The 13,428-nt window shown below is 68.1% G+C and carries 9 protein-coding genes; 5 read left to right on the top strand and 4 right to left on the bottom strand.

The genetic code is table 11. The annotated features are described in order from the left end of the window. The first annotated feature begins 83 nt into the window (after window positions 1-83). From ACYVDN_RS01230 to ACYVDN_RS01220, 3 genes are read left to right on the top strand one after another with little or no spacing between them, the layout of a single operon-like run. Window positions 84-725 (top strand): HAD family hydrolase, encoded by a 642-nt coding sequence (locus tag ACYVDN_RS01230; RefSeq protein ID WP_460567649.1) that lies wholly within the window; start codon window positions 84-86, stop codon window positions 723-725. Window positions 726-757: 32 nt separating this feature from the next. Then, window positions 758-1,834: an NADH:flavin oxidoreductase/NADH oxidase gene (locus ACYVDN_RS01225; RefSeq protein ID WP_460567647.1), complete on the top strand. Its 1,077-nt coding sequence runs from the start codon at window positions 758-760 to the stop codon at window positions 1,832-1,834. Window positions 1,835-1,836: 2 nt separating this feature from the next. Further along, window positions 1,837-3,168 carry a hypothetical protein gene (locus tag ACYVDN_RS01220; RefSeq protein ID WP_460567645.1) on the top strand — a complete coding sequence of 444 codons (1,332 nt, stop codon included), beginning with the start codon at window positions 1,837-1,839 and terminating at the stop codon, window positions 3,166-3,168. A 62-nt stretch (window positions 3,169-3,230) separates the two neighbouring features. Here the strand turns inward: ACYVDN_RS01220 and ACYVDN_RS01215 are convergent, their stop codons facing one another. From ACYVDN_RS01215 to guaB1, 3 genes are all read right to left on the bottom strand, one after another. Further along, complete coding sequence (locus tag ACYVDN_RS01215) at window positions 3,231-4,295, bottom strand: hemolysin family protein (protein ID WP_460567643.1); 1,065 nt, start codon at window positions 4,293-4,295, stop codon at window positions 3,231-3,233. Then, complete coding sequence (locus ACYVDN_RS01210; protein WP_460572178.1) at window positions 4,288-5,649, bottom strand: hemolysin family protein; 1,362 nt, start codon at window positions 5,647-5,649, stop codon at window positions 4,288-4,290. The genes ACYVDN_RS01215 and ACYVDN_RS01210 overlap by 8 nt, the downstream gene beginning before the upstream one ends. Window positions 5,650-6,048: 399 nt before the next feature. After that, the gene (gene guaB1 / locus ACYVDN_RS01205; RefSeq protein ID WP_460567641.1) at window positions 6,049-7,488 is read right to left on the bottom strand and encodes a GuaB1 family IMP dehydrogenase-related protein; all 1,440 of its coding nucleotides are present in this window, start codon (window positions 7,486-7,488) and stop codon (window positions 6,049-6,051) included. A 183-nt stretch (window positions 7,489-7,671) separates the two neighbouring features. Between guaB1 and ACYVDN_RS01200 the strand changes: the two genes are divergently transcribed. Beyond that, window positions 7,672-11,532: a multifunctional oxoglutarate decarboxylase/oxoglutarate dehydrogenase thiamine pyrophosphate-binding subunit/dihydrolipoyllysine-residue succinyltransferase subunit gene (locus ACYVDN_RS01200; protein ID WP_460567639.1), complete on the top strand. Its 3,861-nt coding sequence runs from the start codon at window positions 7,672-7,674 to the stop codon at window positions 11,530-11,532. 220 nt (window positions 11,533-11,752) lie between these two features. Here ACYVDN_RS01200 and ACYVDN_RS01195 read toward each other — a convergent pair whose 3' ends face one another. Then, on the bottom strand, window positions 11,753-12,337 hold the full coding sequence (locus ACYVDN_RS01195; RefSeq protein ID WP_460567637.1) for a helix-turn-helix domain-containing protein: 585 nt from the start codon (window positions 12,335-12,337) through the stop codon (window positions 11,753-11,755). 129 nt (window positions 12,338-12,466) lie between these two features. Here ACYVDN_RS01195 and speB point away from each other — a divergent pair, with 129 nt between their 5' ends. After that, entirely contained in the window at window positions 12,467-13,423 is a 957-nt protein-coding gene (gene speB, locus ACYVDN_RS01190) for an agmatinase (RefSeq protein WP_460572176.1), read from the top strand. The last annotated feature ends 5 nt before the right edge of the window (window positions 13,424-13,428 follow it).

Raw genomic sequence — 13,428 nt, 5'->3', positions numbered from 1 at the left:
CACGATAGGTTGATGGCTGTCGTCGCCCCAGCCCTTCGGGCCGTTCGGGTCGCGGCGACCCAGCGACACCAGGAGGATCGCGCATGCCCATCTCCCTTCCCGGCCGGGTCGTCATCTTCGACTACGGCGAGGTGATCTCGCTCAGCCCGTCGGAGACCGACCAGCAGGCGTTGCTGCGCGTCGCCGGCATCGAGGATGCGCGTGCCGAGACGTTCTGGGCGGCGTATTGGCAGCACCGCTCGGAGCTCGACCAGGGCACGCTGAGCATCCACGACTACTGGCGCAGGATCGAGGCCGAATCCGGCGCCCAGTGGTCTGAGGCCACGCTTCATCTGCTGTGGGTCACGGACTTCCGTGGATGGCTGAGCGTGGAGCCCGGCACGATCGACGTTCTCGTCGACCTGCGCGACGGCGGAACTCGGCTCGCCCTTCTCTCCAACGCCGGAGCAGACTTCGCCAGCTACTTCAGGCACGGCCTGCTCGGATCGCTTTTCGAGCAGGTCTTCGTCTCCGGCGAGCTGCTGCTGGTGAAGCCGGACGCCGCGATCTTCCGCCACGCGCTCGACGAGCTCGGAATCGATGCTGCGCACGCGGTGTTCATCGACAACAAGCCCGAGAACGTCGAGGGAGCAGAAGCGATCGGCATCACGGGCCACGTCTTCACCAGCCCGGCGGCGCTTCGAGCCTTCTTGGTCTCCCTCGCTGACCAGGCGCCGACCGCCTGAGCGGAAACCGCACACGAGAGAACGAGCCTGACATGTCCGACATCTTCGATCCGGTAGAGGTGCGCGGCACGCGCCTGCGCAATCGCATCTTCGCGGCGCCGATGTGCCAGTACTCGGTGATGGGCAGGAACGGGGTGCCGACCCCCTGGCACCTCGTGCACCTCGGGTCCATCGCGGCGGGCGGCACCTCGCTCGTCATCGCCGAGGCGACGGCGGTCGTGGCCGAGGGCCGCATCTCCGATCGCGACACGGGCATCTGGAACGATGAACAGGTGGATGCCTGGCGCCCGATCACGGAGTTCATCGCGTCGCAGGGCGCCGTGCCGGGCATCCAGCTCGCTCACGCCGGCCGCAAGGCGTCGACCTGGTCGCCATGGGGCGAAGAGGGACGCAGCGGTTCGATACCGCACGATCAGGGCGGCTGGACGGCGGTCGCTCCTTCGGCGGTGCCCTACGACGGCCTGGCTGTGCCGGTCGAGCTCGACGCGGCGGGAATCGACGGCGTCGTCGTGGCGTTCGCCGACGCTGCGCGACGCGCCGTCGACGCGGGGTTCGGCATGGTCGAGATCCACGCCGCGCACGGCTACCTGCTGCACGAGTTCCTCTCCCCCGTGAGCAATCTGCGCACGGACGAGTACGGCGGAAGCCTGGAGAACCGAGCGCGGCTGCTGCTGCGCGTGGTGTCCTCGGTGCGTGAAGCGGTCGGCGAGCTGCCCGTGTTCGTGCGCTTCTCGGCGAGCGACTGGGCGCCGACCGGCTGGGACGTGGATGCCTGCGCCACCGTCGCCCGATGGTGCCACGACGCCGGGGCCGACTTCTTCGACGTCTCCTCTGGCGGGAACGTGCCTGCCGACATCCCGATCGGCCCCGGCTACCAGGTGCCGTTCGCCGAGCGGATCAAGCACGAGACCGGTCTGCCCGTCTCCGCCGTCGGCATCATCACAGAGCCGGAGCAGGCGTCGGCGATCGTCACCTCCGGCCAGGCCGACGCCGTCTCGCTCGCCCGCGAGCTGCTGCGCGACCCGCACTTCCCGCTACGTGCCGCACACGAGCTCGGCGTCGAGATCGACTACTGGCCCGGCCAGTACCTGCGAGCGAAGTGGCGCTGAACATGTCCGGATACGACAGGGTTCGGTTCATCGGCTACGCCGTTCCCACGACGCCTGCCGACATGATCCCCGTCGGCGATCCTGACGGCACCGGCGCCGTAGCGGGAACGTACCGTGCGTCGGCCGACTTCCGGGAGGACGTGCGCGGCAGGGCGGCGGCGCTCAAGCGGGCGGTCGACGCCGCCAGGGCGGAGCTCGAGGGAGCCCCCTCCGACGGAGTGCTCAACGTGTTCGTCGCACCCGAGTTCTTCTGGCACGGACCCATCGGCCCGTACGTGCACAAACCGGGCGACGTGGATCCCGCCGACGAGATCCTCGCGTATCTGAAAGAGCAGTTCCCCGCCTCCGACTACCCAGGCTTCCTCCTCGTCCTGGGAACCGTGATCTCCGCGGAGGTCGGTGACATCGACGCCGTTCTCGGCAGCGAGTCGGCGACCGTGCGCAACAGCGTCGTCCGCGCCCTCGGCGAGGGATGGGCGGCCACATCCGGCCCGCTCGGCGACGTCATCTTCGACCAGTTCGTCAACTTCGTCAAGAACTGCCACGCCTACCCGCTCATCGAGGTGCGCAATCGAGCCATGGTCATCAGCTCGGACGGCATCGACGGCGTACTCGACGACATCGGCACGACCGCCATCACGACCGAGAAGTATTACTGCTCGAACGAGGACTTCCTGCTCTGGGATGTCGAAGGCGGGCGCGTCGTCACCGAACAGTTGACGGGGTATCGGGTGCTCGACATCAGCGGCGGCGACTTCAAACGCCACCCGACCGATCCCTACGCGATCTTCAGCCTCTCCGCCGGCGATACGCCCGTGACGGTCGGGGTGGAAGTCTGCCTCGACCACTCCGACACTCGCCTGCGTCGCGGGGCGGCACACAGTGCATGGCAGGCCGACGGCGACGGCATCGACCTGCACCTCGTGCCGTCCTGCGGCATGCAGCTGCATCCGGCGTCCGTCGCCTCGCGCGCGGGAGGCTGGGCGTTCAACTGCGACGGGCAGTACGCGTTGGGCGGCCAGGCGACGGCGGGCTCGCCGCAGCGATCGATGGTCGGCGGGGTCGACTGCGCGTACACCGATTACACGAACCCCGATGCGACCCTGTACGGCGCGCACACGCAACTCGCGCGCATCGGCGAGGCTGCCCTCGGAGGGGAACGCGGAGCGCGGGACTCGCGTGACGCTCGCTTCGAGGGCGCACCGGACGTCGACGTGACAGTGGTGACGCTCGATGCGGGTGCCGGCTTCGACGAGGTCTTCGCCGGTGGCCCCGGCGCCGTCCACATCTACGGAAAGGCGTCACCGCTCCCCCTGCGCACGGCCGCACCGTGAACAGCGCGTCACGGTGATACGTCGTGACGTGTGGACTCGGACTGGACGGTTGACGCGACAGCTCAGTCGCGCCGGGTGGCGTCCTGCACCTCGCCGACGAGCTCCTCGATGATGTCCTCGAGGAAGATCACACCCAGAGTCTTCCCGGCCCCGTCGACACCGAGGCCGTCGGCCGTGCCCTCGACGCTGCGACCGACATGGCTGGCGGAGCGGCGCATCAAGGCGAGCGCGTCCTCGACATCGGTGTCGGGCGCGAGCGACACGAGTCGTCGAATGCGACCGGGCGGGATCGGCCGCGTGTACTCGTCGCCCTCGAGGTCGAGCACGTCCTTCAGGTGCAGATAGCCGACGGGCTCATCCGAGTCGTCGACGATGACGTACCGCGAGAAGCCGTGCTTGGCGACGGCCCGCTCGACGGCAGCCGGGGTGGTCGTCTCGGGGAGGCATACGAGAGAGTCGAGCGGAAGTGCGACATCCCTCACCTTCTTGGCCGAGAACTCGAATGCGTTGCTGAGCGTTCCGGTGCGGTCGGTGAGCACGCCCTCGCGGGTCGACTGGTCGACGATCGTCGCCACCTCGTCGAGCGTGAAGGTGCTCACCGCTTCGTTCTTCGGCGTCACGCCGAACAGCCGCACGATGCCGTTGGAGGTCGAGTTCAGCGCCACCACGATCGGGCGGAACACCCTGGCGACGCCGACGAGCGGCGAGGCGAGCAGCAGCACGGCGCGGTCGGGCACGGAGAACGAGATGTTCTTCGGCACCATCTCGCCGAACACCACGTGCAGGAACGTCACGAGCACCAGCGCGATGACGAAGGCGATGCCGCCGATCCACGCGTCGGACAGCCCGGTCAGCGACAGCGGCGCCTCGAGCAGGTGGTGGATGGCCGGTTCCGAGACGTTCAGGATCAGCAGCGAGCACACCGTGATGCCGAGCTGGGTGGTCGCCAGCATGAGCGTCGCGTGCTCCATGGCCCACAGCGCGGTGCGGGCTCGACGGCTTCCGCGCTCCGCGGCCGGCTCGATCTGCGACCGGCGGGCGGACATCACGGCGAACTCGGCGCCGACGAAGAACGCGTTGCCGAGCAGCAGCACGACGAGCAGCACGATTCCGACCCAGTCAGGCACGGTCGCTCCTCCCTCGCGTGTTGCGCCGCTCGTGGTCTGGGTCGCTGCGGTCGCTATCGCCCTCGTCGTCCGACTCGTCAGGGTCGGGGGTGAAGCGCAGCGTGTCGACGCGCCGGCCGTCCAGGCGCTCGACGCGGAGCATCCCGCCGCCGACCCTCACCTCATCACCGACCACCGGGAGCCGGTCGAGCTCGTTCATCACGTACCCGGCGACGGTCTCGTACGGTCCGTCATCCGGAATCTCGATGCCCGTTCTGTCCTTCACCTCGTCGGGCCGCAGCATGCCGGAGATGGTGGTCGACCCGACACCGCGCACCACGTCGGCACTCGTGTGGTCGTGCTCGTCTGCCACCTCGCCGACGAGCTCCTCCACGAGATCCTCCAGCGTGGCCACGCCCGCCGTTCCGCCGTATTCGTCGACGACCACGGCGAGCTGGTAGCCCTTGACGCGCAGCTCGCCGAGCAGGGTGTCGAGGGTCATGGTCTCCGGCACGCGAACGGCCTCGGTCTGCAGGGCGGATGCCGGCACAAGCTCCCTGCGCTTGATCGGCACAGCGACGGCCTGCTTCACGTGCACGACTCCGACGATGTCGTCGATGTCGTCATCCACCACCGGGAACCGCGAATATCCCGTGGTGCGTGCCAGCGCGAGGATGTCGCTGGCGCTGTCCGACCGCCGAACGCTCGCGACCCTCGGCCTCGGCGTCATGACGTCGGATGCGGTGTGCTCGGAGAACCGCAGCGTGCGGTCGAGCAGTGTCGCGGTGTCCGACTCCAGCAGCCCGGCGCTAGCAGAGCGACGCACGAGGGATGCCAGTTCCTCGGCACTTCGTGCGCCGGACAGCTCCTCCTTCGGCTCGATGCCGAATCCCCGGAGCACCCCGTTGGCGCTCGCGTTCAGCACGAACACCGCCGGCCGGAACACTGTCGTGAACACGGTCTGGAACGGGATGACGATCTTCGCCGTCGCACGCGGAAGGGCCAGCGCGAACCCCTTCGGCACGAGCTCGCCCAGGATCATCGAGATCAACGTGGCGAGCACGATGCCGATGACCGTCCCGATCGGCGAGATGGCGCCCTCGGGTATCCCGATCGCCGTGAGCCCCGGCGCGAGAAGCGACGAGATCGCAGGCTCGAGCAGATAACCGGTGAGCAGGGTCGTCAGCGTGATGCCGAGCTGCGCGCTCGAGAGATGAGTCGAGGTGATCTTCAGCGCGGCAATCGTCATGCCGAGCCGGGTCTCGCCACGCTCTCGCCTGGCTTCGAGGTCGGCTCTGTCGAGGTTGACCAGCGCGAACTCGCTGGCCACGAAGAACCCCGTGCCGATCGTGAGCACGATGCCCGCCGCCAGCATGATCCACTCGATCACGCTCGTCACCTGCCGTTCGGGCGACGACGCTCACGCGGCGAAGAGATGCCACGCAGAGGGCTGGGCGAATGGGCTGAAGGAGGGTCGTCCATTGTCCTCCCGACTATATCGCGACTACGTCGCTCACCGGCTCAATCGGTTCGGAGGACCGAGCAAGCTCAGTCCTCTCTCACCGCAATCGCCCGTACGTATGCCCGGTGCCGCCGACCCGCCGCCGCCCGTCCTCCCTGGCGGTGTGCATAACTCCTGCAGATCGGAGCACGGCCCGACACAGTCGCCCGGAATTCCGCGGACGAGTACTCGACCCTCGCAGAAATTGCAGGAGTTATGAACGGGGAGGGCGGGTGACTCTGTCGTGGGCTGACTGGGGAGGGCCGGTGCCGCTCACCAGCTGACAGGGAGCGCCTTGCCCTCCTCGTAACCGGCCGCGGACTGGATGCCCACCAGCGCACGGTCGTGGAACTCCTTCAGCGAGCGCGCGCCCGCATAGGTAAACGAGCTGCGCAGCCCCGTCGTGATCATGTCGAGCAGGTCCTCGACCGAGGGACGCAGCGGGTCGAGGTAGATGCTCGAACTCGAGATGCCCTCTGCGAAGAGCTTCTTGCGCGCCTGCTCGTACGGCGAGAGCCGCTCGAAGCGCTGCTGCACGGCCTTGGTCGACGCCATGCCCCAGCTCTCCTTGTAGAGGGCGCCCTTGGCGTCCGTCTGGAGTCTTCCCGGCGCCTCGACGGTTCCGGCGAACCACGAGCCGATCATCACGGATGCCCCACCGGCCGCCAGCGCGAGCGCGACATCGCGCGGGTACCGCACCCCGCCGTCCGCCCACACGTGGGCTCCGAGCTCGCGAGCCGTCTCGGCGGTCTCGAGCACGGCGGAGAACTGCGGCCTCCCGACAGCCGTCATCATGCGCGTCGTACACATCGCGCCGGGGCCGACGCCGACCTTGAGGATGTTCGCGCCCGCCGAGACGAGATCGCGCACGGCCTGCTCGGTCACCACGTTTCCCGCAACGATCGGGAGTCCGAGCCTCAGTCCTGCGACGGTGTGGATGGCGCGGCGCATGCTGTCCTGGTCGCCGTGCGCGGTGTCGAGCACGAGCACGTCGACGCCGGAGGCGGCGAGCGCCCTCGCCCTGCCTGCGACGTCGCCGTTGATGCCGATCGCGGCGGCGACGCGGAGCCTGCCGTGACCGTCAAGGGCCGGTTCGTAGATGGTGGAGCGCAACGCGCTCGTACGGCTGATGGTGCCGATCACGCGGCCATGGTCGAGCACAGGGGCGAAGTCGAGGGACGCGGCGTCCAACACGTCGAACGCCGCGCGTCCGTCCGCCACGTCTTCCGCGTCGATCGACGGAAGCGCGCCGTGCAGCAGCTCGCCGAGCCGGGCATCGGGAAGAGCCGCGGCGAGGTCGAGCGCCGACAGGCATCCGACGAAGCGGTCATCCGAGTCGTGCAGCACGATGCCGTGGCCGGCCAGTGGCGGCACGACGGTGAGCGCCTCCTGCACGGTGTCGTCCGGGCTCATCACGAAGGGCGAGTCGAACGCGACCGGCTGAGACTTCACCCAGACGATCGCGGCCTCGAGCTCCTGCGGATGCATGTCCTGCGGCAGCACGCCCAATCCGCCGCGACGGGCGAGGGTGGCCGCGAGGCGCGGACCCGTCACCGAGTTCATGTTCGCCGAGACGATCGGGATGCTGGCGCCCGTTCCGTCGCCTGGCGCGAGCGACACGTCGAGGCGGCTCGTCACGTTCGATCTGCTGGGCACCAGAAAGACGTCGGAGTAGGTCAGATCGTGTGTCGGCGCCGTTCCATAGAACTGCATGTGGCCAACGGTAGGCCATGCCGCCTTCGGCTTGCGAGCTCCTGCAAAGGAGCCGCCCCGACGTCCTACACCCTTCAGTCGATTCGATTAGGCTTGACTTCCGGTCGGACGGCCGGTCGACTGGGCCCTCAGCGATCGGTTTTCCGTGGAATTCCAATCAACGAAGAGAGTGGGCGAACGGCTGTGTCGAGCCAGTTGACCGGTGTAGGAACAGACGAGGGAGCAGCAGGGGAGTTCGGAGCCAACGAATGGCTCGTGGACGAGTTGTACGAGCAGTACATCGTCGACAAGAACTCAGTCGACAAGTCGTGGTGGCCCATTCTCGAGGCCTACACGCCCAACAAGGCCAAGGCACCGGCGACGCCCGCCGCGGATGCCCAGCCGGCCCCCTCCGCACAGCCCGAGGCCGCGCAGGCCGCTCCGCAACAGGCCGCCACCGATGCCGCGACACCGGCAGAGGTTCCAACGGCGCCCGCGACGCAGCCGGCGCAGGCCGCTCAGGAGCAGACCGCCGCGACACCGCAGGTGCCTGCACCCGCCGCACAGACCCCCAGCACCCAGCCCGTCGCACGCACCACCTCGGTCGCTCCGCGCCCGGCCCCCGTGCCGGCCGACGCTCCCGTCACCGCGCCGCAGGCAGTCGTGCGTCCGGCAGCTGAGGAGAAGGAAGAGCCGCAGCCGGTCGTCACCCCGCTGCGCGGCATGGCGAAGTCCCTCGCCACCAACATGGATGTCAGCCTCACGGTCCCGACCGCGACAAGCGTTCGCACCCTTCCGGCGAAGCTGATGATCGACAACCGCATCGTCATCAACAACCACCTGAAGCGCACGCGCGGCGGCAAGGTGAGCTTCACCCACATGATCGGCTGGGCGCTCATCCAGGCGCTCAAGCAGTTCCCGAGCCAGAACGTCTACTACGACGTCATCGACGGGAAGCCCTCCGTCGTCGCTCCCGCACACGTCGGACTCGGCATCGCCATCGACCTGCCCAAGCCCGACGGGTCGCGCGCCCTGCTCGTTCCCGTGATCAAGCGCGCAGAGTCGCTCACCTTCGGCGAGTACCTGTCCGCATACGAAGACCTCGTCAAGCGTGCGCGCACGAACAAGCTTTCGGCGGACGACTTCAGCGGGGCATCCGTCTCGCTCACCAACCCGGGCGGCATCGGCACCGTGCACTCCGTGCCCCGCCTGATGAAGGGCCAGGGCTGCATCATCGGTGCCGGCGCTCTCGAGTACCCGGCGGAGTTCCAGGGCGCGAGCCTGAAGACGCTGACCACGCTCGGCATCGGCAAGACGATCACGCTCACGAGCACCTACGACCACCGAGTCATCCAGGGCGCCGGCTCCGGCGAGTTCCTCAAGGTCGTGCACGAGCTGCTGATCGGCCAGCGGCATTTCTACGAGGACATCTTCGCCGAGCTGCGCATCCCGTACGACCCGATCCACTGGGCGGAGGACATCAGCGTCGACCTGGCGAGCGCCGTCGACAAGACCGCCCGCGTGCAGGAGCTCATCAACTCGTTCCGCGTTCGCGGCCACCTGATGGCCGACATCGACCCGCTGGAGTACGTGCAGCGCACGCACCCCGACCTCGACATCGCCAGCCACGGCCTCACCTTCTGGGACCTCGACCGGGAGTTCGTCACCGGCCGGTTCGGCGACAAGCGCACCATGCTGCTGCGCGACATTCTCGGTGTGCTGCGCGACTCGTACTGCCGCACCGTAGGCATCGAGTACATGCACATCCAGGATCCCGCCCAGCGCGAGTGGTTCCAGCGCCACCTCGAGGTGCCGTACGAGAAGCCGACCCACGACGAGCAGCTGCGCATCCTCGGCAAGCTCAACGAGGCGGAGGCGTTCGAGACCTTCCTGCAGACCAAGTACGTCGGCCAGAAGCGGTTCAGCCTCGAGGGCGGCGAGTCGACCATCGCTCTGCTCGACGCGATACTTCAGCAGGCGGCACAGGATGACCTCGACGAGGTCGCCATCGGCATGGCGCACCGCGGGCGTCTCAACGTGCTCACCAACATCGCGGGCAAGACCTACGGACAGATCTTCCGCGAGTTCGAGGGCGCGCAGGACCCGCGCACCGTCGGCGGCTCCGGCGACGTGAAGTACCACCTCGGCACCGAGGGCACCTTCACCGGCGCCAACGGCGAGGAGATCGCTGTGTACCTCGCGGCGAACCCTTCTCACCTCGAGGTCGTCGACGGCGTGCTCGAGGGCATCGCGCGCGCCAAGCAGGACCGTCGCCCAGCAGGCACCTTCCTCACGCTTCCCGTGCTCATCCACGGCGACGCGGCGATGGCCGGCCAGGGCATCGTCGTCGAGACGCTGCAGATGTCGCAGCTGCGCGCGTACCGCACCGGCGGCACCATCCACATCAACATCAACAACCAGGTCGGCTTCACCACTCCGCCGAGCGAGGGCCGTTCGTCGGTCTACGCCACCGATGTTGCGAAGACCATCCAGGCGCCGATCTTCCACGTGAACGGCGACGACCCGGAGGCCGTCGTGCGCGTCGGCGAGCTGGCGTACAAGTACCGCCAGGAGTTCCAGCGCGACGTCGTGATCGACCTCATCGTGTACCGCCGCCGCGGTCACAACGAGGGCGACGACCCGTCGATGACCCAGCCGCTGATGTACAACCTCATCGAGGCGAAGCGCTCGGTGCGCCGCCTCTACACCGAGGCTCTCGTCGGTCGCGGCGACATCTCCGAAGAGGAGTACGAGCAGGCTCACAAGGACTTCCAGGACCGCCTGGAGCGCGCCTTCGCCGAGACGCACGCCGCGCAGACGGGCTCGATCCCGGTCATCACCGGCGATCCTGCCGCGATCAACGACCTCGAGCTGCCGGATGCACAGCAGGATGCCGCACGCGGCGACCTCGCCACGACGGGGGTGTCCGACTCGGTCATCCAGACCATCGGCCAGGCCTTCGACAACAAGCCGGCCGGCTTCACTGTGCACCCGAAGCTGCAGCAGCTGCTCACCAAGCGCGTGGAGATGACGCAGAAGGGCGGCATCGACTGGGCGATGGGCGAGCTGCTCGCGCTCGGATCGGTTCTGCTCGAGGGCACCCCCGTGCGCCTGGTCGGCCAGGACTCGCGCCGCGGCACGTTCGTGCAGCGCCAGGCAGTTCTGCACGACCGCGTGAACGGTCAGGAGTGGCTGCCGCTGGCGAACCTGAGCGAGAACCAGGCGAAGTTCTGGATCTACGATTCGCTGCTCAGCGAGTACGCCGCGATGGGATTCGAATACGGCTACTCGGTCGAGCGGCCCGATGCCCTCGTGCTGTGGGAGGCGCAGTTCGGCGACTTCGCCAACGGCGCGCAGACGGTGATCGACGAGTTCATCACCTCGGCCGAGCAGAAGTGGGGCCAGCGTTCGTCGCTGGTGCTGCTGCTGCCGCACGGCTACGAGGGTCAGGGACCCGACCACTCCTCCGCGCGCATCGAGCGGTACCTGCAGCTCAGCGCCGAGAACAACATGACGGTGGCGCGTCCTTCGACTCCCGCGTCGTACTTCCACCTGCTCCGCAGGCAGGCGTACTCGCGGCCCCGCACCCCGCTGATCGTCTTCACCCCGAAGGCGATGCTGCGGCTGCGTGGTGCGACGAGCGATGTGGCGGAGTTCACGTCAGGGTCGTTCCAGCCGGTGATCGACGACCAGAACGTCGCCGACAAGGCCGCCGTGAAGCGGGTGCTGATCATGGCGGGCAAGGTCTACTACGACGCGCGGAACGAACTCGACAAGAACCCCAACGACCAGGTCGCGCTTGTTCGGGTCGAGCAGTACTACCCGTTCCCCACCGAGGAGCTGAGGTCGGTGCTGAACGGCTACCCGAACGCTGAGTTCGCCTGGCTGCAGGACGAGCCGGAGAACCAGGGCGCCTGGATCTACATGGCGCTGGAGTCCGCCAAGGCGGGGCTGCCTCCGCTGCGGGTGTACGCGCGCGCGGCATCCGCCTCCCCCGCGACCGGTTCAGCGAAGCGTCACGCGCAGGAGCAGACCGACCTGATCAGGCGGGCGCTCGCGCTCTAGCGGATTCGCCTGCGGCGCACCCTTCTCCCGCCGGTTGCGGAGCGCGCCGCAGGCACGCGTCATCCGCCGGTTGAGGAGCGCGCCGCAGGCACGCGTCTCGAAACCCCTCGCCTGATCGGGGCGAGGTTTCGAGACGCGCCGCTTCGCGGTGCTCCTCAACCCGCGGCACGCGCGTGGCTACGCGGTGCTCCTCAAACCGCGGCATGCGGGCTCGCGCGCCCTAGCTCGAGCCACTCCACGCCGCGGGCACGATGGTCCACATCACGTCGGCGTCGCCCCGGCCGTCGTTGCGCCAATTGTGGGGCTCACGACCGGGGAAGGTCAGGGTGTCGCCCGCCCCGAGGTGTTCCTCGCGGTTGGTGAAGAACACTGTCAGCGATCCCGTGATGACGTGCAAGACCTCGACGTCGCAGTTGATGGTGTAGAGCTCGTTGCCGCCGTCGGCTCCGGACTCCAGACGCGACCGCAAGACTTGCACGCGTGACTGGCTCCGAGGCGACAGCAGCCGCTCGACGAGCCCTCGGCCGCCGAAGTTGATGCGCGGCGCGTCGTCGAGATGCACGACCTCAGTGTCCGCCTCTTCGAACAGCGACCCGACGGGCAATGAGAGCACCTGACACAGGGTGACGAGGGTCGCGACGCTGGGAGACGTCTCGTCGCGCTCGACCCTGCTGACGAACCCCTTCGTCAGATTCGTGGCGGCCGCCACCTGCTCGATGGTCAGGCTCTGAGCCTGCCTGCTGGCGCGCAACCGCGCGCCCACCCTGATCGGAAGCGGCGACGGTGCCGGATGCGGTGCGCGCATCGGGGTCCTCCTGTGTCCGTGTATCGATTCCCATCTTGACAGGGCCCGGATGCCCGCGCAGACTGTCCCACGCAGGAAAGTTGCCTAATAGACATATCTTGTTGTCTCACAGACAAAGTGCAAGGGAGCATCGTGGACGAGCATCGACCGGTCGGACCGCCAGACGCCAGCATCACACCCCGCTATGCGGGGTTCGCCACGTTCGCCCGTCTGCCGAGGCTCGACGACGTCGGCCGCGCCGATATCGCCGTCGTGGGCGTGCCGTTCGACAGCGGCGTGAGCTACCGCCCCGGCGCACGGTTCGGGCCGTCCCAGATCCGCGAGGCATCCCGCCTGCTGCGCCCGTACAACCCTGCGCAGGATGTCTCACCATTCCTGCACCAGCAGGTCGCCGACGCGGGTGACATCTCCGCCAATCCGTTCAACCTCTCGGAGGCCGTTCAGCAGGTCCAGGACGGCGCGGCAGCCTTGAGCTCGGACGGGACCAGACTCGTGACTCTCGGCGGCGATCACACGATCGCGCTCCCCCTGCTCAGGGTCGTCGCGCAGAAGCACGGCCCGGTCGCCGTGCTCCACTTCGACGCCCACCTCGACACATGGGACACCTACTTCGGCGCGCCGATCACCCACGGCACTCCGTTCAGGCGGGCATCGGAAGAAGGGCTCATCGACCTCACGGCGAGCACGCACGTCGGCACCCGCGGGCCCCTCTACTCGCGCGAGGACCTCCGCGACGACGAGCGCCTCGGCTTCGCCATCATCTCGAGCGTCGAGATCGAGTCGGAGGGCCTCCCGCGGGCGATCGAGCGGATGCTCGCACGTCTGGGCGATCATCCGGTCTATCTCTCGGTCGACATCGATGTGCTCGATCCCGCTCATGCTCCTGGGACGGGCACGCCGGAGGCCGGCGGGATGACCAGCCGCGAACTGCTCGCCATGATCCGGGCGCTGCGCCCCCTCAACCTCGTCGGAGCAGACGTCGTGGAGGTCGCGCCCGCGTACGACCACGCACAGATCACCTCCATCGCGGCATCCCACGTGGCCTACGAGATCATCTCCGCTATGACCGCACCATCCGATCACTGACACGA

This window comes from Humibacter soli (assembly GCF_054779035.1).
This window is presented reverse-complemented; position numbering and strand designations above follow the sequence as displayed.

Bases quoted from the DNA above. Each gene is read 5' to 3' on its own strand.
- guaB1 (WP_460567641.1), bottom strand. From the start codon at position 7,488: ATGCAGTTCTATGGAACGGCGCCGACACACGATCTGACCTACTCCGAC.
- ACYVDN_RS01230 (WP_460567649.1), top strand. From the start codon at position 84: ATGCCCATCTCCCTTCCCGGCCGGGTCGTCATCTTCGACTACGGCGAG.
- ACYVDN_RS01220 (WP_460567645.1), top strand. From the start codon at position 1,837: ATGTCCGGATACGACAGGGTTCGGTTCATCGGCTACGCCGTTCCCACG.
- ACYVDN_RS01225 (WP_460567647.1), top strand. From the start codon at position 758: ATGTCCGACATCTTCGATCCGGTAGAGGTGCGCGGCACGCGCCTGCGC.
- ACYVDN_RS01210 (WP_460572178.1), bottom strand. From the start codon at position 5,649: ATGCTGGCGGCGGGCATCGTGCTCACGATCGGCACGGGGTTCTTCGTG.
- ACYVDN_RS01195 (WP_460567637.1), bottom strand. From the start codon at position 12,337: ATGCGCGCACCGCATCCGGCACCGTCGCCGCTTCCGATCAGGGTGGGC.